At 61.2% G+C, this 20,902-nt stretch carries 20 protein-coding genes, 1 tRNA gene and 1 pseudogene; 7 read left to right on the top strand and 15 right to left on the bottom strand.

Annotation, left to right across the window (positions count from 1 at the left end):
- From EOA23_RS01785 to EOA23_RS01805, 5 genes are all read right to left on the bottom strand, one after another.
- Positions 1-626 (bottom strand): medium chain dehydrogenase/reductase family protein (locus EOA23_RS01785; RefSeq protein WP_148669350.1); only part of this gene is annotated, 626 nt, incomplete at its 3' end.
- Positions 627-635: 9 nt separating this feature from the next.
- On the bottom strand, positions 636-1,649 hold the full coding sequence (locus EOA23_RS01790; protein WP_127302683.1) for a Gfo/Idh/MocA family oxidoreductase: 1,014 nt from the start codon (positions 1,647-1,649) through the stop codon (positions 636-638).
- Between the two features lie 7 nt (positions 1,650-1,656).
- Positions 1,657-2,724, bottom strand: a complete 1,068-nt coding sequence (locus EOA23_RS01795) for an alcohol dehydrogenase catalytic domain-containing protein (protein WP_127302684.1) — start codon at positions 2,722-2,724, stop codon at positions 1,657-1,659.
- Between the two features lie 22 nt (positions 2,725-2,746).
- Complete coding sequence (locus EOA23_RS01800; protein ID WP_245473957.1) at positions 2,747-3,544, bottom strand: glucose 1-dehydrogenase; 798 nt, start codon at positions 3,542-3,544, stop codon at positions 2,747-2,749.
- 360 nt (positions 3,545-3,904) lie between these two features.
- The gene (locus EOA23_RS01805) at positions 3,905-4,573 is read right to left on the bottom strand and encodes a TetR/AcrR family transcriptional regulator (RefSeq protein WP_127302685.1); all 669 of its coding nucleotides are present in this window, start codon (positions 4,571-4,573) and stop codon (positions 3,905-3,907) included.
- A 183-nt stretch (positions 4,574-4,756) separates the two neighbouring features.
- Here EOA23_RS01805 and EOA23_RS01810 point away from each other — a divergent pair, with 183 nt between their 5' ends.
- From EOA23_RS01810 to EOA23_RS01840, 7 genes are all read left to right on the top strand, one after another.
- Entirely contained in the window at positions 4,757-5,677 is a 921-nt protein-coding gene (locus EOA23_RS01810) for a shikimate dehydrogenase (RefSeq protein ID WP_281058739.1), read from the top strand.
- 24 nt (positions 5,678-5,701) lie between these two features.
- Positions 5,702-6,688, top strand: a complete 987-nt coding sequence (gene dctP / locus EOA23_RS01815) for a TRAP transporter substrate-binding protein DctP (RefSeq protein ID WP_127302687.1) — start codon at positions 5,702-5,704, stop codon at positions 6,686-6,688.
- Positions 6,689-6,748: 60 nt separating this feature from the next.
- On the top strand, positions 6,749-7,267 hold the full coding sequence (locus EOA23_RS01820; RefSeq protein ID WP_348628540.1) for a TRAP transporter small permease: 519 nt from the start codon (positions 6,749-6,751) through the stop codon (positions 7,265-7,267).
- Positions 7,264-8,565, top strand: a complete 1,302-nt coding sequence (locus tag EOA23_RS01825) for a TRAP transporter large permease (RefSeq protein ID WP_127302688.1) — start codon at positions 7,264-7,266, stop codon at positions 8,563-8,565. Before EOA23_RS01820 ends, EOA23_RS01825 begins: the two co-directional genes overlap by 4 nt.
- Positions 8,566-8,580: 15 nt before the next feature.
- On the top strand, positions 8,581-9,012 hold the full coding sequence (locus tag EOA23_RS01830) for a type II 3-dehydroquinate dehydratase (RefSeq protein WP_127302689.1): 432 nt from the start codon (positions 8,581-8,583) through the stop codon (positions 9,010-9,012).
- Positions 9,013-9,192: 180 nt separating this feature from the next.
- Positions 9,193-9,957 (top strand): cyclase family protein, encoded by a 765-nt coding sequence (locus EOA23_RS01835; RefSeq protein ID WP_189341466.1) that lies wholly within the window; start codon positions 9,193-9,195, stop codon positions 9,955-9,957.
- A gap of 13 nt (positions 9,958-9,970) precedes the next feature.
- On the top strand, positions 9,971-11,872 hold the full coding sequence (locus tag EOA23_RS01840; protein WP_127302691.1) for a sugar phosphate isomerase/epimerase and 4-hydroxyphenylpyruvate domain-containing protein: 1,902 nt from the start codon (positions 9,971-9,973) through the stop codon (positions 11,870-11,872).
- 1,325 nt (positions 11,873-13,197) lie between these two features.
- On the opposite strand, the pseudogene EOA23_RS01845 reads toward EOA23_RS01840, so the two are convergent.
- From EOA23_RS01845 to murA, 10 genes and pseudogenes are all read right to left on the bottom strand, one after another.
- A pseudogene (locus EOA23_RS01845) lies at positions 13,198-14,507 on the bottom strand (integrase arm-type DNA-binding domain-containing protein).
- Between the two features lie 228 nt (positions 14,508-14,735).
- Positions 14,736-14,811, bottom strand: a tRNA-Phe gene (locus EOA23_RS01850).
- A 342-nt stretch (positions 14,812-15,153) separates the two neighbouring features.
- Complete coding sequence (gene yacG, locus EOA23_RS01855) at positions 15,154-15,369, bottom strand: DNA gyrase inhibitor YacG (RefSeq protein WP_126062560.1); 216 nt, start codon at positions 15,367-15,369, stop codon at positions 15,154-15,156.
- A complete protein-coding gene (locus EOA23_RS01860; protein WP_042640800.1) occupies positions 15,366-15,992 on the bottom strand; it encodes a Maf-like protein in 627 nt (208 codons plus the stop codon). The genes yacG and EOA23_RS01860 overlap by 4 nt, the downstream gene beginning before the upstream one ends.
- A 19-nt stretch (positions 15,993-16,011) precedes the next feature.
- A complete protein-coding gene (gene infA, locus EOA23_RS01865; protein WP_006200926.1) occupies positions 16,012-16,230 on the bottom strand; it encodes a translation initiation factor IF-1 in 219 nt (72 codons plus the stop codon).
- Positions 16,231-16,317: 87 nt separating this feature from the next.
- On the bottom strand, positions 16,318-16,770 hold the full coding sequence (locus EOA23_RS01870; RefSeq protein ID WP_281058738.1) for a low molecular weight phosphatase family protein: 453 nt from the start codon (positions 16,768-16,770) through the stop codon (positions 16,318-16,320).
- A 154-nt stretch (positions 16,771-16,924) separates the two neighbouring features.
- Positions 16,925-17,410 (bottom strand): UPF0262 family protein, encoded by a 486-nt coding sequence (locus EOA23_RS01875; protein WP_127302692.1) that lies wholly within the window; start codon positions 17,408-17,410, stop codon positions 16,925-16,927.
- A 2-nt stretch (positions 17,411-17,412) separates the two neighbouring features.
- The gene (hisD, locus tag EOA23_RS01880; RefSeq protein ID WP_127302693.1) at positions 17,413-18,705 is read right to left on the bottom strand and encodes a histidinol dehydrogenase; all 1,293 of its coding nucleotides are present in this window, start codon (positions 18,703-18,705) and stop codon (positions 17,413-17,415) included.
- A 2-nt stretch (positions 18,706-18,707) separates the two neighbouring features.
- Complete coding sequence (locus tag EOA23_RS01885; RefSeq protein WP_042640811.1) at positions 18,708-19,142, bottom strand: DUF2948 family protein; 435 nt, start codon at positions 19,140-19,142, stop codon at positions 18,708-18,710.
- A gap of 345 nt (positions 19,143-19,487) precedes the next feature.
- Positions 19,488-20,780: a UDP-N-acetylglucosamine 1-carboxyvinyltransferase gene (gene murA / locus EOA23_RS01890; protein WP_127302694.1), complete on the bottom strand. Its 1,293-nt coding sequence runs from the start codon at positions 20,778-20,780 to the stop codon at positions 19,488-19,490.
- Between the last annotated feature and the right edge of the window lie 122 nt (positions 20,781-20,902).

The following is a 20,902-nucleotide window of genomic DNA, read 5'->3' on the forward strand; positions in this document are numbered from 1 at the left end:
TCCTTGATCCGGTCGGCTGCAGCGATTGGGATGGGAGCAAATGTTGTCGTTGTCGATCCGATCCAAACCCGCCGCGACGTCGCGCTGAAGCTCGGCGCAACGGAAGCGATCGACCCGTCCGCTGCAGCCGCCGATACAAGACCGATCGTGCCGCCGCCGGAGACAACCACCGTCTCGCTGGCGTTGGTCCCGCCGGAACGAAGCACGGCGTAGAAGCCGCAGGTGAAAGGCTCGATCAGAGCGCCACGATTGTCGTCCACGCTGTCCGGCAGTTTGTGCAGCCAATCGGGGTTGACGTTGAAATACTGCCGATCGGCGCCATCCATCGAGAAGCCGAAATGATGCAGGCGCTCCGGCGTGCGAACCACGCACTCGCCCACAACACGGTCCCCGACGCGGAAGTTCTTGACGGCCTTCCCGACTTCCACGATCTCGCCGCACCATTCGTGCCCGGGCGTCACTGGATAGGAGATGGGAATGATGTACCGCCCAGCCAGGAGCTCATAGTCCGAGTGGCAGATGCCGACAGTGCGGGTGCGCACCATAACCTCGGTGTCATCAATGACAGGCATCGGAACATCAACGACGACCGGTCGATCAGGCTTTTCGAAAACAAGGGCCTTCATGGTCTTCTCCTAGACTGCCACGACCGCCCCATCCTGCGCCGCGGAGGCAATGATGGCTTCGAGGATCGCGATGTTGTTGACGAGTTCTTCGCCGGTGACCGGATACGGCGCGTCGCCGCGCACGGCACGGGCAAATGCCACGAGGTTGTCGCGCACAGGCTCAGCTGGGGCCACTTCCTTCACGGTGATGGGTGAGCCCGTTTCGGCTGATGTCACGACCCAGCCCGCCGGGGACTCGACATGCGCCTTGTCGCGGATGTCGATCCACCCCTTGGATCCAAACACCGCGAAGCGCGAGACGAACGGCGTCACAAGCGTCGCGGAAATATAGGCCGTGCCGCCCGACTTGAAGCGGATGTGGGCGCTCATCGTGTCACCTTGCGGAAAATCAGAACCAAGGTTCTCGCAGGACACGCGGACGTCGCGCGCGGGACCGAACAGTGCTGTCGAGAGGTCGGTGAGATGAATGCCTGTGGCGGTCATGCCGGCCACAGGGGCTTCGGCGGCATTGAGGCGCCAGTTGTCGGCATTGAGGGCCAGGAACTTGTCATGGCTGAAATTGGCCTCGACCTGCAGGAGGCGACCGAGCTTCCCGGATCGGGCAGCCTGAAGCATTTCCGCCACCGGCGGCTCCCAGCGGCGCTCATGCCCCATGCCGAGCACAAGATTCCTTGCGCGGCAGGCATTAACCGCGGCCTCTGCACCCCTTCGGGTATGGCTCAGGGGCTTTTCGCAGAACACATGCTTGCCCGCAGCAACCGTACGCTCGATCTGCTCGGCGTGCAGCGAATGAGGCGTTGCAAGAATAACCGCCTCGACGCCCGGATGGGCCAGCGCTCCCCTGTCGTCCGGATAGCAGACCAATCCGTTCGCGGCTGCGAACTCGGCTCCCGCTGGACTGGGCTCGGCGGCGCAAACGATATCTATCTCGTCGGGAGCCTTCTGAAGGACGGCGGTCATCTTCTTGCCCCACCAGCCGAGGCCGATCATTGCGACTTTTACAGGCGGTTTCTTGCTGCTCATGTCGAACTCAAACCGTAACGAGAATTTTCATGTGGTTGACGGACTTGTCGAGAAGGGCTTCGAAGCCCTTGGCGACGACATCGTCGGCCGAAATCTGCGCGGTGCAGATCTTTTCAACCGGCAGCAGTCCTGCCTCGACCATTCGGATGATCCGTGGCCAGGACTGCACGGGGTAGCACCAAGTGGCCTCCACGGTGATGTCCTTCAGTGCCCAAAGCATCGCGTCGATGGATGCGGGCTTCATATGAAGGCCGGTCTGCACCACCTTGCCCTGTCGACGGATCGAGGCAGCGCAAGCATTGAGGCTGGATTCGAGGCCGACGCATTCAAGAGCAACATCGACGCCGACGCCTTCTTCCGTATGATCGCGGATGAGGGCGGGTACGTCGTCTTTTGTCGGATCGAGACAGATCGCGTCGGGAACCAACTGCTTGGCGAGGCCACGGCGATAGGCATTGGGCTCGCTGACAAAGATGACGGCCGCGCCAGCCGCCCTAGCGGCAAGTAGCGCCAGTGCGCCGATGGGGCCCAGACCGGAGATCAGCACCGTAGAACCCGAAGTCACTTCGCCGCGGTCGACAGCATACACCGCGACGGCCGCCGGCTCGATCATCGCAGCCTGTACGTCGCTGACGCCTTTCGGCACTACGGCAACGTTGTAGTCGTTCACGACAGCGTATTCCGCCATCCCGCCCCAGGCCCAACTCAGCCCGACACAGCCCATCTTCTCGCTTAGATGATAGAGTCCCCTTCGGCCATAGTAGTCATTGCGGGGCGAGATCAGCGGCTGGATCGACACCCGGTCTCCGACCTTAACATTGGCGGCTGCCGACCCCTTGTCGGCCACAATGGCGCTGAACTCGTGGCCGAGAATCTGCGGATTGGTGGCGCCGGTATAGACGTGGGGTGTTTGCGGCGTGACGATCGGCCCGGCAATGTATTCATGAAGATCGGTGCCGCAGATGCCGGTCACCAGCGGCTTGACGAGCACGTCGTTTGGGCCAAGCACTTTTGAAGGCCCGGCTACATTCTCGACACGTATATCCCTGGCTGCGTGAAACCTTACTGCCTTCATCAAATGCGCTCCTGAGACAAGTTCATGTCAACACCATTCCACCGTCGACCATGAAGGTCTGCCCGGTCACATAATCCGACCCTGTCGACGCAAGGAATGTGGTGACGCCGGTGATGTCTTCCGGCTGCGAATAGCGGCCGATCAAGATCGACTGGCTGAATTCGTTGATCGCTTGATCCGGCTTATCAGTCAGGCCGAGCGTCATGAACTCGCGGTCGAGTTGTTCCCAGAGCTCGGTGCGCACGACACCGGGTGCGAAGGCGTTCACGGTGATCCGGTCAGCTGCCAACGCCCGCGCCGCCGCTTGAGTCAGTGCCACTACGGCAAACTTCGACGCACAGTAGTGCGCGAAGAGCGGATAGCCCTGCTTGCCAGCAATCGAGGCCGTGTTGAGGATCTTGCCGCCAGTCCCTTGAGCCTTCATCTGCGCGGCAGCCTCCTGGGTTCCGATCAACACGCCCAGGGCGTTGACGTCCATGATGCGACGCCAGTCATCCTCGGTCACATCCATGAATGGGCGCGTCTGGCTGATGCCGGCATTGTTGAACATCACATCTAGCCGCCCGAACGTTTCGACCGCTGCGGCGATCAATTTCCGGGTGCTCGCTCTGTCGGTAACGTCCACCTCACCGGCAAAGGCCGAGCCGCCGATATCGTCTGCAACTTTCTTCGCGGCTTCGATGTTGATGTCGGCGACACAAACCCTAGCGCCGTTGTGGGCGAGATCGCGTGCGATCTCCGCGCCAATGCCACGGCCTGCACCGGTGACGATGATGGATTTTCCGCTCACTGAGCCCAACACCGTGTCCTCCCTGATCACGGTTAACTCTGTTTCGTTCACTGTTGCATGGACAGCATTATTCGCTTTTACAACAAGAACTTGCGGGACAAGCTCCTCTCAAGCCCGCACCAGTGATGGTAGCTGCATGGGGCCGTTCAGCCCGTCCTAATTTTCTCAAATTGAGAATTCTCGCGGAGTTGAAGACCAAGGACCGATCAAGTTTGACGCGACGGTTCGAGCAGCTTGCGAGGCTCACTGGCCAGGCAAGCATTTGTCGTCGTTTGGCTGATCGGCTTTCGCGTTCAATATCGGGCGTCGACACTGTCGCCCGTTCCTTGCCGGCGCCGACGTTTGTGTTTGGCCCGGAAACGTCGCTATTGAGTGATTCACAACCGCGCTTCATCTACGTCCGTGGTTATCCGGCTTCAGTGCCAGCCCGACCACCATCTCCACCATGTGCTGCTTCAGTGATCTTTGCCCGTCGGCCCCGAACAACGTGTCGCCAAATATGTGCGAGAAGGTCGCTCGGTTGGAGACATTAAAGAAGCTCATTGCACTGATGTGCCAATGGAGCTCAAGTGGCGCCACATCATCGCGAAAAAGGCCCAATTCCCGCCCGCGTCGGCAGATCGCCTCAAGGTTCTGAACCGCGCCTGCATTGAGCAGGCGGATCTGCTCCGATCTCGCCAGATACTGCCCGTTATGAATGTTCTCGATCATGACCATCCGGATAAAGTCCGGATGGCGGCTGTGATGATCGAAGGTAAACTCTGCCAGCCTCGTGAGCGCAGCGACCGGACTAAGATGGTCGAGCTCGAGGTCTTCTTCGCCAGCGCGGACCTCGCGGTAGGCTTCTTCCAGAACCTTGCCGTAAAGCCGTTCCTTGTCGCCGAAATAATAGTAGATCATCCGTTTCGACGTGTCCGTCTTGGCTGCGATCTCATCAATGCGCGCGCCCGCAAGGCCGTTGGCCGCAAACTCCGCCATTGCCACCGCGAGGATGTTCTTGCGCACGCCCGCCGGATCCTGCTTCCAGCCGCCTCGCCCATTCGCTGTCTTGTTGTCCATGGCGGGCTACGATCCTTCCTTGGCTGGCCATCCGTTCGCCCAGCTTATTAGCAAATTAACTGCCTCGTACAAAGCTGTTGACGAAATTAACCAGGCAGTACAATGTTGGCGCGGATTACGGGAGGAACTTGCCGCGGCAAGGCCGTTATCCGGGAGGATGGGTTGGCTTCAGTAGCGACCAGCATCAAGACCAGGCGGGACGCTGCTCCCGATACGCAGCGCATACTTGTCGGTTTGATAGGACGCGGTATTCAGTTGTCGCGCACGCCGGCGATGCATGAGGCCGAGGGTAGGGCACGTGGCATCGCCTATATCTATCGCCTGCTGGATGCCGACGGCATGGGCGATGGCAGAGTGCGGCTGGAGGAAATAGTCTCTTTCGCCAGCTATTTCGGCTTCGATGGGCTGAACGTCACCTTCCCCTACAAGCAGGACATTATTCCGCTTCTCGACGAACTGTCCGAGGCGGCGGAAGCAATCGGATCCGTCAACACCGTCGTGCTGAGGGGCGGCCGCCGTATCGGCCACAACACCGACCTGCACGGGTTCAGGGAAAGTTTCACGCACGAGATGATCGGCGCGCGCCAGGACAGCGTCCTTCTGCTCGGCGCTGGCGGCGCGGGTGCGGCGATCGCCTACGCATTGCTGGAGAGCGGCATCGGGCAACTGCGCCTGTTCGATGTTGCGCAGGGCAGGGCCTCCGCGCTTTCGGAGCGGCTTGCGGGACGGTTCGGCGCCGATCGTGTGACAGTTGCTCCCGACGTCGTGGCGGCAGCGGCTCGGGTCGATGGGATTGTCAACGCAACGCCCGTCGGCATGGCCAAATCGCCTGGCATTCCCCTTCATCCAGCGTTGCTGAGGCCAGACTGCTGGGTAGCCGACATCGTCTACTTCCCGCTTGAAACGGAGTTGCTCGCCGAGGCACGGCGGCGAGGCTGTCGCACGCTGAGCGGGGAGAGCATGGCTGTCCATCAAGCGGCGCGCGCTTTCCAGCTTTTCACCGGCATCGCGCCGGACATCGATCGAATGAGGACTGCGTTCGCCGCCTTTGATGAGTCGCCCGCTGCGGGACCAGAGGGCAGCGGGCCAGCAACAGCAGACTAAAACCAGTAAAACAGGGAGGAAGATATGACGTTGAACGCAACCCGACGCCAGTTTCTTGTCGGCACAGCTCTTGTGGCGTCCGCCACGGCCTTTCCGGCTTTCGCCCAGGACAAGACGAAGCTGCGCTTCTCAGCAGTGTTCTCCGAGCAGGACATCCGCGCGGAGATGATGAAGAAATTCGCTGACGCCATCAAAGACGACTTCACCTTCGAAGGCTACTACGGAGGTAACCTCTTCAAGCAAGGAACAGAGCTTGTCGCCATGCAACGCGGCAACCTCGAAATGGGCAACATCGCTCCGCAAGACGTCTCCAAGCAGATCCCGGCATGGTCGATCGTCACCGCAGGCTATCTGTTCCGAGACGCCGGCCATATGAGGAAATTCTTCGCAAGCGAGCCGGGCGCGGACCTGAAGAAGATGACTGAAGACCAGCTTGGCATAAAAGTGCTGGGCCCGACATATTTCGGTGTACGCCAGGTTGGCCTCAAACCTGACAAGCAGGTCAAGACGCCGGAAGACCTGACCGGCGTGAAACTCAGGATGCCGGGTGGCGACGCCTGGCAGTTCCTCGGCAAGGCACTGGGGGCCAACCCGACCCCGATGGCCTATGCGGAGGTCTATACCGGCCTGCAGACAGGCGCCATCGATGGGCAGGACAATCCGCTGCCGAATGTCGAGAACATGAAATTCTACGAGGTCATGTCGCAGATAGTGCTCACCTCGCACCTCGTCGGCTTCGATCTCCTCGCCGTCTCGAAGAAGGTGTGGGACGAGATGGGCGCCGAGAAGCAGGGGCGGTTCCAGGCAGCGGCCGACGCGGCCATCGAGTTCTCGACCGGCAAGCATCTGGCGCGGGAAAAGGAGTTGGTCGAGTTTTTCAAAGGCAAGGGGCTGAAGCTCTATGAGCCAGACGTCGCCGCCTTCCGCAAGCACGTGCAAGAGCAGTATCTGGCCTCCGACCTGGCGAAAGACTGGCCGGCCGGCATGCTGGAGAAAATCAACTCGCTCTGAACAATCCAGGTCCAGGGTGAATACCCTGGAGCCGGCTGCCGCCGCCGTGAGGGACCAATCTTGAACGCCAATCCGCGCGAAATCGCCGGCCGACTCTATCGCTTCGCGGAGGCCGTGCTGGCCGCCATGATGGCGCTGATGTTTGCCGTGTTCATCCTGCAGATCGTCTTTCGCTATCTGCTGAACTTCCCGATCGGCTGGACCAACGAGCTCAGTGTGATGCTGTGGATCTGGCTGGTGCTTTGGGGGGCCGCCTTCGTGATCCGGGAGGAAGAAGAGATCCGCTTCGACCTCTTCTATGCATCGGCAGGACCAGGCATCCGCCGCATCATGTTCCTGACTGCGGCCGTGGCGCTCATCGTGCTCTATACGATCTCGTTGCCAGCGGTGTTCGACTACGTGACCTTCATGAAGGTCGAGCACACTGCCTACCTGAAGTTCCGTTTCGACTGGCTCTTCTCGATCTATCTGGTCTTTGCCGTCGCGACCCTCGTGCGCTACCTTTGGCTTTCCTGGCAGGCAGCCTTCGGTCCGGCCCCTGAGAAGCCGGATCCGACACAAATGGGGTCCGGCACGTGAACCTCGCCAGCCCCTTCTCACTGTCGGTCATAGCGATCACCGCGCTTGCCTTTCTGGGTCTGCCGATCGGCCATGCCATGATCGCCGGCTCGATCCTCTATCTGCTGCTTGCCGGGCTCGATATGGGCACCGTCGCCGAGCAGCTTTTGAACGGCATGTACGCCAACTATATCATTCTCGCCGTCCCCTTGTTCGTGCTGGCTGCGGAGCTGATGAATATCGGCTCGATGACGGAGCGCCTGCTGCGCTTCTGCAATGCCATCGTCGGCCGTTTCCGCGGCGGCCTCGCCTTCGTCAACATCGTCCAGGCGATCATCTTCGCCGGCATGTCCGGATCCGCGATCGCAGACGCCGCCGGCCCAGGCAAACTGATGCAGAAGATGATGACAAAGGACGGAAAATATCCGCCGAGCTACGCCGCCGCTCTTTCGGCCGCGACGGCGGTGATCGGGCCGATCATCCCGCCCTCTATCCCGATGGTCGTCTACGCGCTCGTTTCCGACGCCTCGATCGGCTACCTTTTCCTCGGTGGCGTCGTGCCCGGTCTTCTGATGGCCACAGGTCAAATGATCATCGTCGCTTACCATGCCCGCGTCCGCGGCTTCCCGGTCGAGCCGCCGACGCCGCTGCGCCAGATGCCGCGCATCACCTGGCAGGCGCTACCCTCCCTGATGATGCCTGTGGTGCTCCTGGGCGGCATCTACAGCGGCGCAACAACGCCCACGGAGGCTGCCGCCGTCGCAGGCGCCTACGCGCTGCTGGTTTCGGTCGTCTTCTACCGCAGTGTCAGCTTGGCCGATTTCTATCGCTCGGTCCTGGTCAGCGCCCGCACCAGCGCCTCTATCGGCATGCTGATCGGCGGCGCCCTGGTGTTCAACTATGTGGTCACCGTCGAGAACATCCCGCAATCGGTCAGCACGCTGCTGCAGCACTGGCAGCTGTCGCCCATCGGCTTCCTGATCCTCGTCAACATCCTGCTGTTGCTGCTTGGATGCGTGCTGGAGGGGACGACCATCCTGCTGGTGATCGTCCCGGTGCTGATCCCGACCGCGCGGGCGCTGGGTATCGATCTGGTGCATTTCGGCGTCGTGGTCGTCGTCAACATCATGCTTGGCCTGGTCACGCCCCCTTACGGCCTGCTGCTCTTCATCATGACCAGGATCGCGGAAGTGCCATTCAAGGAACTAGTCCGCAACGTGCTGCCCTTCCTCTGGGCGATGATCGCTTCGCTGGCGCTGATCACGTTTTTTCCAGGTCTCGTGCTCTGGCTGCCGCGCCTGCTCGGGTACCAAGGCTGACGGGAGTCGAAGGAAATGAAGCCGATCTTTGTGATCAACGGCCCGAACCTCAATCGCCTCGGCACTCGTGAACCCGAGATTTACGGGAGGACGACGCTCGACGAGATCGAGGTCATATGCCGCCAGGCGGCGGGTGAGCATCCTTTGCGCTTCCACCAGTCCAATTTTGAAGGTGAGATCGTGAGCTGGATTCATGAGGCAATTGATGACGGCGCCGGCATCGTCATCAATCCGGCCGGCTTTTCCTTCACCTCGATTGCCATTCTCGACGCCTTGAAGATGTTCAAGGGGCCGATCATCGAGCTGCATATCTCGAACATCCACCGGCGTGAGGAAATCTATCATCGCTCGCTGGTTTCCAAGGCCGCGACCGCGGTCATCGCCGGTCTCGGACCTCGCGGATATTCGACTGCCCTGAAATCGCTGCGCGAGTTGATCAAAGAATAGCAGGCCCATCAGCGGTCCGCGGGGTCCGCGCGGACAGAAATGAACGAACTGGTTCGTACAGTAAGTGCGTGGATCTTGAAACCAAACAACAGAGGAAGGAGAAATCGCATGTGCCCTCCAGGATGTCTTCATTCGATCTGCGAAACCGCCACCCGCAGAGGCTTGCTCAAAGCTGGGTTCATGCTTGGACTTGGCGCGGCGGCCGTCACCGCACTTCCGTCGGTGCGCCCAGCCGAGGCGGCGGCACCGATCAGTTTCACCGATACGGTCGACCTCTCGCACGCGCTCTACGAGGGCTTTCCGACCTTCAGCGGCGAGAAATGGTTCACCGTCGAACATCTCGTCACCTTCGCCAAGGACAAGGTAAACCTCAATCGCTGGACGATCGTCGAGCACAGCGGCACGCATATGGACGCGCCGATCCATTTTTCCGCCGACGGGATGACGGCCGATCTGATCCCGATCCATGATCTCATCGTCCCGGTCGCCGTCATCAACATCGCGGCCCGCGCCGCCGACAATGCAGACACCGCCTTGACGCCGGACGACATCAAGGCTTGGGAAGCGAAGAACGGTCCGTTGCCGGAGGGCTGCTGCGTGGTGATGAACTCCGGCTGGCACAAGCTGGTCGGCGATCCAAAATTTTCCGGCCGGGACGACCAGAAGCGCAACCATACTCCGGGCTTTCACGTGGAGGCCGCGCAGTTCCTGATCAGCGAACGGAAGGTGAAGGGTATCGGCGTCGACACGCTTTCCCTCGACACAGGTCTCAATTCGGGCGGCACATTTCCGGTCCACTATGAATGGCTGGGCAGCGGCCGCTGGGGCGCGGAATGCCTGGCCAATCTCGACGCGATCCCGGAATCCGGCGCGCGTCTCTTCCTCGGCATTCCAAAAGTGAAGGGCGCGACCGGCGGACCGACACGGGCGATCGCGCTTCTATGATGCGCAGGCAACCATGAAGACCTCCATCGCCACCGTCTCGATCAGCGGCGACCTTCGCGAAAAGCTCGCCGCCATCGCTGCGGCCGGGTTCGATGGCGTGGAGATATTCGAAAACGACTTCCTCGCCTTTGACGGCACGCCGGCAGAAGTTGGGCGCATGGTTCGTGACCACGGACTGGAGATCACGCTCTACCAGCCATTTCGCGATTTTGAGGGCCTGCCGGAGCCCCAGCGAAGGCGCGCCTTCGACAGGGCCGAGCGCAAGTTCGACCTGATGCAGCAATTCGGCACCGATTTGATGCTGGTCTGTTCCAACGTGTCACCGGCGGCACTTGGTGGGATCGACCGGGCCGCCGCCGATCTTCGCGCGCTCGGCGAGCGCGCGGCACGCCGTGGTCTGCGCGTCGGCTACGAGGCGCTTGCCTGGGGACGCCATATCAACGACCCCCGCGACGCGTGGGAGATCGTGCGGCGCGCGGACCACCCGAATGTCGGACTTATTCTCGATTCTTTCCACACGCTTGCGAGAAGGATCGACGTCAAAACGATCCGAGCCATCCCCGCAGATCGCATCTTCATCGTGCAGCTTGCCGATGCACCAATGATCGATATGGATCCGCTCTATTGGAGCCGCCATTTCCGCAACATGCCGGGGGAGGGTGACTTGCCTGTCACCGATTTCATGAGGGCGGTGGCGGCGACCGGATATGATGGGCCGCTGTCGCTGGAGATCTTCAATGATCAGTTCCGCGGCGGCTCGCCGAAGTCGATCGCCCTCGATGGAAGACGCTCACTGATCAATTTGATGGATCAAGTTCGCCGGGCCGAGCCCGCGACATCACTGAATGTGCCTGACATGCCCGACCGTGTCGGCGTCTTGGGGGTCGAATTCGTCGAGTTTGCCGCCAATGAGAAGGAAGGTGAGGAACTTGCGGCACTTCTTTCGACGATGGGCTTCTCGCTATCGGCTCGTCACAAGAACCGCGACGTGACGGTGTGGCGCCAAGGCGGTCGCCGAAGCATGAACATCGTCATCAATACGAGCCATGAAGGTTTTGCGCATTCCTCGTATGTCGTCCATGGCACCAATGCGTATGCGATGGGCCTGCGGGTGATCGACTCTAGCGCTACTGTCAGTCGGGCTCGAACTTTGGGTGTCGAAACATTCTCGGAGCAACGCGGGCCCGGCGAGTTGTTCATTCCTGCCATCCGTGGGGTCGGCGGCGGTGTCATCTATTTCGTGGACGACGCGCTTAAAAAGGTCTGGGACCTGGAATTTGAGCCCAACATTTCCGATGCGCAGGACGAAGCAGGCCTCACGCGGATAGATCATGTAGCGCAGACGATGAACTATGGCGACATGCTGACCTGGCTGCTTTTCTACACGTCTATCTTTCAAACAAGGAAGCTGCCGATGGTCGATGTTGTCGATCCGGGGGGATTGGTCCGCAGCCAAGTTGTCGAGAGCGACGGCGGCGGGATGCGTATCACGCTTAATGGCGCCGAAGGCCGCAAGACACTGGCTGGGCATTTCATTGCCGAAAGCTTTGGCTCCAGCATCCAGCACATAGCTTTCGCCTCTGACGAAATATTTGCCACTGCGGCCAAGCTCAAAGCTTTCGGCTTCCAACCGTTGCAAATTTCCCAAAATTACTATGACGATCTGGCCGCCCGCTTTGATCTAAATCCCGAATTTGTCGATCGCCTAAGGCAAAGCAATATACTTTATGATCGTGACGACATAGGCGAATACTTCCAGTGCTACAGCCGCAGCTTTGGCGATGGCTTCTTCTTCGAGATCGTTGAACGTCGCAATGGCTACAGAGGCTACGGCGCCGTTAATGCACCGTTCCGCATTGCGGCGCTGAAACGTCTGATGCCACCTGCCGGAATGCCAGGAAGTGTCTCAATTTAAAGTTACGATTCCGGGGGAGCCTGCCGCCACCGTGTCGTTAGGCATGCGGTTTTGTGGCTGTTCGATGAACTAACGCGTAGCGTACCGCGGACGTTCAGGAACATCCGCTGCCCGCCAGGCTGCGCCAGCAACCTGGAGCCTCCCGAGAAGATCCGGTCACATCCGCTGGGCGAGTTTGGCTTTGCCTACCACAATGCTTGTGGACGCCGACAAGGTTGTCGAGACTATGCTGGCTTGAAGGTCGGCTTCCTAGTTCAATCATCACCAATCGGAGCTTCCGATTTCCGCCCCATTTCGGTTATTCATTAGGAGGAAGTTTCCTGGCGACCTGCGGCCGCAGCGTCGATCTAATGGTTAGTCTCGTTTGTCGTCACTAGGTTCGCCAGACCATACGAGATCATAGGAAGGAAATGGGTTGGCGAACCAGCTGCTAACGTATTGATTTCCTGTAGAAAACGATGACCCTCCGGGTCCACCAAATCCATCGCAACTGCCCGGCTATCGATCGTTGAGCGCCTCGCAATATCGCCATAAGCAGTGCGGGAAAGCCTGAAACCAACCACGAGGGGTGGCGCCGCTTCGACGTTGCGATGGATGCCAATGCCTTCGCAGGGCGCGGAACTGCCAGCTGCGAGGCGTGCTACAATTTGTGGCACCTATTGTGATACAAATCGCCGGCCAAAGAGGAAAAAACAAAGCAAAAACAACGACATAATCGATGCAGCGATCCCAGCCAACTGAACCACGAGAAGTTCTCTCTATGGCCTTGGCGCATTTAAACCGCAACCCGCGGTCGGGGCGATATGACGAGAAGACTACTAGGTTCGTGGTTCCTCCCGTAATCGTTTGACACGCTCGCGCACCTCTCCGAGGCGTTTCTCCTTGGCCTGAAGGTCTCGCATCGCACGTTCCAGGCGATCATAGAGCGGAAGCCATGCCTCGCCTTTGTCGCTACGCGCAACGATGATCTCTGCAACACGGTCAAGCGCACGCGCGATCCGTTCTACAGTAACCGGGCGAGGGGTGGCTGAGTACCGGCTCATGGCGTCGCTCTCTTGTTGCCTGCGGGTCTGACCTTCCCTATTGCAAAATTGCCTTATGAGCAAAGCGCAATGCCCGGCCTAAATCTTTTCCGATACGTTGCTGTCGGCGGTGAAACTTGACAAGGCAGGCTATGCTTTGCCTACTGGACGCCGGATGAAGCGAGCCTGCACAGCGCTCAAATGACCGCTTTCTCCAGCCGTTGCCGCGCCACACCGCCCGGAAAAGTAGCCGGGACGGCTGACGATCTGAAGAGCAAGGCTTCTCTCACACCTCCTTGGGCGTCAGCGCCATTTCCGGAGATTGGAGGTTCGTCTCAATTCTTCGCTGGCCGCCGAGTTTGGATTCGAAGTGGGCGACGGCAATGCTGCATAGGGAGCAGACTCCCTGTGCCCTCTCATTGAGATTACGCGCGCATTTTTGCTCTCGAGTTCATCCAGATAGTCGGCCCACCATTGCATCATCTTCATGCGCTCTTCCCAGTGCTCAGCCCTGGCGTAGGCGCGGCGAACGTCGTTGTTCTCAATGTGGGCCAGCTGACGCTCGATGGCATCTGGATGCCACTTTCCGCATTCGTTTAGCAGAGTTGATGCTGTTGCTCGAAAACCGTGCGCGGTAGCCTCTTCCTTGCCGTAGCCCATACGCGCAAAGCGGCGTTAAGCGTGTTGTCGGAAATCGGACGCGAATCCGATCGAACACTAGGAAACAGAAGCGATCCACCACCGGAGATTTCTCTAAGCGAGGTCAGGACACTGACGGCCTGCCTCGAAAGGGGAACGCGGTGCGGCCGTCGCATTTTCATGCGTGCTTCAGGGATGATCCACACCGAGCTTTCGAAATCGAACTCTCCCCATTCTGCCGCGCGCAGCTCACCCGGGCGGGGAAACAGCATTGCCATCAGCTTCAGGGCGGCTCGGGTTGAAGGCTGTCCGTCAAACGCATCGACCGCCCTCAGCAAGCCGCCTAGGGCCTTTGGATCGGTAATCGCCGCACGCGGCGTGACAGTCGGGCTGATGAGTGCGCTCCTCAGAGCGATCGTCGGATCTGCCTCTGCGCGTGCCGTTGCGATAGCGTATCGAAACACGGTGCCGATTGTTGAGCGTAGGCGCCTGGCCGACTCGTATCGACCGCGAACCTTCACGCGACGAAGGGCAGTGAGGATGGTGGCCAGATCGATTTCCCGAATGCACTTGTCGCCGATTGTCGGATAGGCAAAGCCGAGGAGCCATTTGACCTTGCTGATCGTCCGGTCGGCACGTTCCCTCCTTCTTCAGCTTCTCAACATATTCGTCCGCAATTGAGCGAAAGGAGTCCTTTGCCGAGTCGGCCTTCCGCAAGCTGCGTTCCTTTCCAGCATCTATGCCAGCCAGCAGGAGCCGTTTAGCGTCATCGCGCGCCTGGCGCGTCTCGGCGAGGGAGATAAGGGGATAGCCGCCCAGTGCTAGCAGTTTCTGCTTGCGTCAAAGCAGTACGCGAGCCTCCAGAGGCGAGAGCCCGTGGGCTGCACTCATAGCTGCAGCCTGCCTCCGTCTGATAGTTTGACTAGCTTGGAAGCGGGGCGGGCGTTGCGGCATTTCACGTCGGAGAGGACCATTTGTCAGGTCTCTCTTGGCTGTTTCGATACCATCAGGATGTCGAATACCAACGGAAATACCATCCCCCCGCCTCGTTGGACCAAATGCGCCCGAAGCGCTCCCAGCCCTGCTCAAATGCGCCATTCGACGCAAAAAGGCCAACAATTTCAGCCGCTTGCAGAAGCCGCGGCGTAGAAGCTTCGGCGAAAGGGAATGTCGGGAGAGTGCCCTTCCCGAGAGATGGGGGATGGTGCCCAGAGGCGGATTCGAACCACCGACACGCGGATTTTCAGTCCGCTGCTCTACCAACTGAGCTATCTGGGCCTGCGCCGGCTAACGGGATGCGCCCGCCGGGTTTCGCGAAGGCACCAGGCGGCGCCCCTTGAAAGCGCGTGGGTTATAGCACGGGAATCTTGGGTGTCCAGCGCCTAACGGGCGATTTTCCGGGGCAATTGTCGCAGGCGCCTGATGGGGTTCGAACGATGTCGGCAAAGGAGCAATCGCACTTGCCGGCAAAGCCGGGATCTGATTGCCCGCAACCACGCTAAGCATGTCCCGAAGTGGGAACCGGTTTCGGGATAAGACATGCGTAAAATCAAAACCTAAAGCGCATGGGGCGATCTGAAAGATCGCGACGCGCTTTAGAAGGGGGCGTGCCGCTGGCGCTTAGCCCTCGTCCTTGGGGCCCGGCTTCGGGCTGTCCTCGTCGTCCTCTTCGCCGTCACGGCCGGGGATGACATAGGCGCCCTTCAGCCAGCGATTGAGGTCGATGTCCTTGCAACGCGCGGAGCAGAACGGATAGTGCTCGCGCGAGGACGGTTTTCCGCATTCGGGGCAGGGCCGCTTTGGCCGAAGCGGTGTCACCTTGTCGTCCAGGCTCATGGCCGCGCGACGTGCCAGTTCTTGTGCGCCTTGAAGCCTTCGCCGGAAAGCAGCGCCACGCTCTCATAAAGCGGCAGGCCGACCACATTGGTGTAGGAGCCGACCAGCTTGACCACGAAGGAGCCGGCCAGGCCTTGCACGGCATAGCCGCCGGCCTTGCCGCGCCATTCGCCGGAGGCGACATAGGCGTCGATCTCCTCGCGCGGCAGCCGCTTGAAGCGCACCCTGGTCTCCACCAGCCGCTGGCGCAGCTTGCCGCCGGGCGTGATCAGGCAGACGCCGGAATAGACGCGGTGCGAGCGGCCGGAGAGCAGGCCGAGGCAATTGATGGCGTCGTCGATCGTCTCGGCCTTGGGCAGGATGCGCCGCCCCACCGCCACCACCGTGTCGGCGGCGAGGATGAAGGCGGGCGCGTAATCTTCCTCGCTTTTCAGCGAGGCCAGCGCCTTCTCGGCCTTGTCCTTGGACAGGCGCTTGGCCAGCGAACGCGGATGCTCGGCGCGCTGCGGCGTCTCGTCGACATCGGCGGGCAGCACTCGGTCCGGCTCGATGCCGGCCTGCTGCAAGAGTTCGATGCGGCGCGGCGAACCCGAGGCAAGCACGAGCTTCTGCAGGATGCTCATCGTGCTTAACGCCGATTTGCTACTTGAAACGGTAGGTGATGCGGCCCTTGGTCAGGTCGTAAGGCGTCATCTCGACCAGGACCTTGTCACCGGTCAACACGCGGATGCGGTTCTTGCGCATGCGGCCGGCCGTGTGGGCGATGATTTCATGTTCGTTTTCGAGCTTCACGCGGAACATCGCATTGGGCAGCAGTTCGGTGACCACACCTGGAAACTCGAGGACTTCTTCCTTCGGCATTCGATACCTTTGCTTGGATGGTAGTTCCAGCACCCGGCTGGAAATTGCGGCGGAACCTATATGATAATCGTGCGCTTGTGAACACGCTTAATCCGTGGCGTTTCCTGCCTCTGGAAGCAGGAAACGTCGGCTTATGCGCGTTTTCAGCCGCTCGCGCACGTCGCGATAGGCCGCCATGATGTGCTCGCGCGTCCCGCCGGTGTCGGTCGGGTCCGGCATCGGCCAGTATTCGACCTCGACGGCGAGTGAGCGGGTGAGCTCGAGCGCGGCGTGGTGCGCCTCCGGCGCCAGCGTCACGATCAGGTCGAAATAGTCATCCTCCAGATCCTCCAGCGTCCGGGGTTGGCGCTCGCCAAGCGACAGGCCGTCTTCGGCAAGCACCGCATCGACGAACGGATCGCGCTCGCCGGCGCGTACGCCGGCCGAAGCGACGAAGGTGGTGGCGGGCAGCATGCGGCGCGCCAGCTGCTCCGCGATCGGCGAGCGCACGGCGTTCATGCCGCACAGAAACAGGATCGAGTGGGGTAGGGCGGCCGGCACTAGAGCATCCCAAAAAGTGGGAACTGGTTTTTGGAAAAGATCATGCTCCAACAAAAGACCATGACCCCAAAAAGTGGGAACCGGTTTTTGGAAAAGATCATACTCCAACAAAGAGCTGGACCAGGACGGCGGTTCAACGAAACGTCATCCTGATCTAGCCCCGCCAGTGCAGCACGCAGACCAGCGTGAACAGCCGCCGCGCCGTGTCGAAATCGATCTCGATCTTGCCGGCGAGCCGATCCATCAGGGTCTGCGAGCCCTCATTGTGCAGGCCGCGCCGCCCCATGTCGATCGCCTCGATATGGCTGGGCGTCGAGGAGCGGATGGCCTCGTAATAGCTTTCGCAGATCAGATAATAGTCCTTGACGATGCGCCTGAGCGGCGTCAGCGACAGGATGTGGGTGACCACCTCGGCGCCGTTCTCGCGGCTGACGGCAAAGACCAGGCGCGACTCGGCCAGCGAAAGCTTGAGCCTGTAAGGACCCGCGCCGTCGTCGTTGACCGGCTTGAAACTGTTCTCCTCGATGAGGTCGAAGATCGCCACCGCCCGCTCGTGCTCGACGTCGGGCGTCGAACGTCCGATCGTTTCGTCGAGCTCGACGTCGATCAGCCTGTCGCGGGTTTGGTCGCGGCCGGGCATCGCTACATGTTCAGCCTGATCGCAACGGAGCGGGCATGCGCATCGAGCCCCTCCGCCTTGGCAAGCGCGATCGCGGCGGGCGCCAGCGCCTTGAGCTGCTCCGGCCCGAGCTTCAGGATCGAGCTGCGCTTGACGAAATCGAGCACCGACAGACCCGAGGAGAAACGCGCCGAGCGTGCTGTCGGCAACACGTGGTTGGAGCCGCCGACATAGTCGCCGATGACCTCCGGAGTGTGCCGGCCAATGAACACGGCGCCCGCGTTGCGCATCCTGGAAAGGAAGCCCTCGGCATCGTCGAAGGCGAGCTCGACATGTTCCGCCGCGATCCTGTCGACCAGCGGCAGCGAGGCATCGAGCGTCGGCACTAGGATCACCGCGCCGAAATCGCGCCAGCTGGCGGCCGCCGTCTCGCCGCGCGGCAGGACTTTCAACTGGCGTTCGACCGCCTGCTCGACCGCCTTGCCGAATTCGGCATTGTCGGTGATCAGGATCGACTGCGCCGAGACATCATGCTCGGCCTGCGCCAGAAGGTCGGCCGCGATCCAGTCCGGATCGTTGTCGGTATCGGCCACCACCAGCACCTCCGACGGTCCGGCGATCATGTCGATGCCGACCGTGCCGAACACCTGGCGCTTGGCCGCCGCGACATAGGCATTGCCCGGCCCGACGATCTTGGCGACCGGCCTGATCGTCTGGGTGCCATAAGCAAGCGCCGCAACGGCCTGCGCGCCGCCGACGCGGTAGATCTCCGAAACGCCGGCAAGGTCGGCCGCCACCAGCACCAGCGGATTGATGACGCCGCCCGACGCCGGCACGACGATGACGATGCGCTCGACGCCGGCGACCTTGGCCGGCATGGCGTTCATCAGCACCGAGCTTGGATAGCTCGCCGTGCCGCCGGGCACGTAAAGGCCAACGGCCTCGATCGCCGTCCAGCGCGAGCCCAGTTCTACCCCGGCGGCATCCGTGTAGCGGTCGTCCTTCGGCTTTTGCCGCTCGTGATGCGAACGGATACGGTCGCCCGCGAATTTGAGCGCCTCGACGGTGGCCGGATCGGCCGCTTCATAGGCCTTGGCGATGTCGTCCTTCGACACGGCGATGCCGAGCGCGCCGAGATCGGCTTTGTCGAACTTCAGCGTGTAATCGATCAGCGCCTTGTCGCCTTCGGCGCGCACGCGGGCGATGATGTCCCGCACCACGGCCTCGACATCGGCCGACACTTCCCGCTTGGTGGTGAGGAAGGCCGAAAAATGCTGTTCGAAATCGGTATCGGACTGGCGGAGCGTGATGGCCATCGTCAGCCTCTGTGCACAGGTCGCGAGGTGGCTTCCCAGGCGCCGCCGACATCGGCAAGCCGTGCCTCGACGCATTCGACGTCGAGCATGATGGTGCCGCCGCCCGAAAACACCAGTTCGACGATGCCGGCCGGCTTGCTGATGGCAATGAAGCTGATCGCCAAAAGCGACAGCACTTCGGCGGGCTTGTCGCGTTGTATGCCGCTGGTCTTGACGCCGAGCACGCGGTCGAAATGCAGAACGCTCTGCCGCCGTTCATTATGCTGGCGGAACAGGCCCGATTTCGCTTCCCAGACGAAGCGGTTCATGGTCAGCACGAAGCGCTTGGCCGCCGGCAGGTACTCCAGGTCGGAGACCTTCATCACGGCGTCCTGGACATGCGCCGAGACGATGCTCAGATCCTGATCGTCGAGCGCGATGAGCTTGAGAGCTGCCATGCGGAATTTGTACCTAAGGTTGGTTTCAGCCTTCTGTTAGGCGGTCTTTCCGGTCCGTGCAACCTCGGCACGGATGCAGCAAAGGCAATCACGCCAGGTCTGTGCTGCCCCTCATCGCCCTACCGGGCACTTCTCCCCGTATAGTGACGGGGAGAAGGGAGGCTTTCGTCAGGGATTTCGCCAATCGCGAACGTTCCAGCAAAGGCGACAAGGCTGCAGTCGCGGCCTTCCCCGTTCACGGGAGAAGGTGCCCGAAGGGCGGATGAGGGGCAGCGCCAGCTTCAAAAATTGGCCGCCCCAACGCGCGCGAGACCTATGTTGTCTCGAGCACCTGCTTCGTGCGCGTCAGCCCGAAATGCGCTCGATCACCGCGCCGCAGCCCGAGAGCTTCTCTTCCAGCCGCTCGAAGCCGCGGTCGAGGTGGTAGACGCGGTTGACCGTGGTTTCGCCCTCGGCGGCAAGGCCGGCGATCACCAGCGACACCGAGGCGCGCAAATCGGTCGCCATGACGGGAGCGCCCTTGAGCTTGGCGACGCCGTCGACGATCGCCGTCTGGCCGGAAAGCGTGATGTGGGCGCCCAGCCGCGCGAGCTCCTGCACATGCATGAAACGGTTTTCGAAGATCGTCTCGGTGATGCGCGATTTGCCCTTGGCCATCGTCATCAGGCCCATGAACTGCGCCTGCAGGTCGGTCGGAAAGGCGGGGAAGGGGGCGGTGGTCACGTCGACCGGCGCAATGCCGGCGCCGTTGCGCTTGACGCGGATGCCCTCGTTGGTGGGCGTGATCTCGGCGCCGGTCTCGACGAGAACGTCGAGCGCCGTCTGCAACAGGTCGGGCCGCGCGCCTTCAAGCACCACATCGCCGCCGGTCATCGCCACCGCCATGGCATAGGTGCCGGTCTCGATGCGGTCGGGGATGACGCGGACACGGGCGCCGGACAGCGCCTCGACGCCCTGGATGGTGATGGTGGAGGTGCCGGCGCCGTGGATCTTGGCGCCCATGGCGATCAGGCACTCGGCGAGATTGACGATCTCCGGCTCGCGGGCGGCGTTTTCGAGCACCGTCTCGCCCTTGGCGAGCGAGGCCGCCATCATCAGCACATGGGTGGCGCCGACCGAGACCTTCGGGAAGACGTAACGATTGCCGACCAGGCGGCCATTCCGGGTCTTGGCCAGGACATAGCCATTGTCGACGTCGAGTTCGGCGCCAAGCACCTGCAGCCCCTCGAGGAACAGATCGACCGGCCGCGTGCCGATGGCGCAGCCGCCGGGCAGCGACACCTTGGCCTCCCCCATGCGGGCAAGCAGCGGCCCGATAACCCAGAAGGAGGCGCGCATCTTCGACACCAGCTCGTAAGGCGCGGTGGTGTCGACGATGTTGCGGGCGGAAAAATTGATGGTGCGCGAATAGCCTTTCTGCTGGCTCTCGCGGCGGCCGTTGACGGAATAGTCGACGCCGTGGTTGCCGAGGATGCGGATCAGCTGCTCCACATCGGCCAGATGCGGCACGTTTTCGAGCGTCAGCGTGTCGTCGGTGAGCAGCGAGGCGATCATCAGCGGCAGTGCCGCGTTCTTGGCGCCCGAGATCGGAATGGTACCGGCCAGCTTATTGCCGCCGACAATTCTGATGCGATCCATAAGAAAACGTCCCCTCGGCCAGAACAGGCCGGTTCAATCGGTTGATGCGCCCGGCTTAGACCATTGGCCGGCTTGGTTCAAGAAATAGGATTTTCCTAAAACCGGACCGACTATGGCCGGGC

It is taken from the genome of Mesorhizobium sp. M2A.F.Ca.ET.042.01.1.1, from assembly GCF_003997405.1.
Taxonomy (GTDB): Bacteria; Pseudomonadota; Alphaproteobacteria; order Rhizobiales; family Rhizobiaceae; genus Mesorhizobium.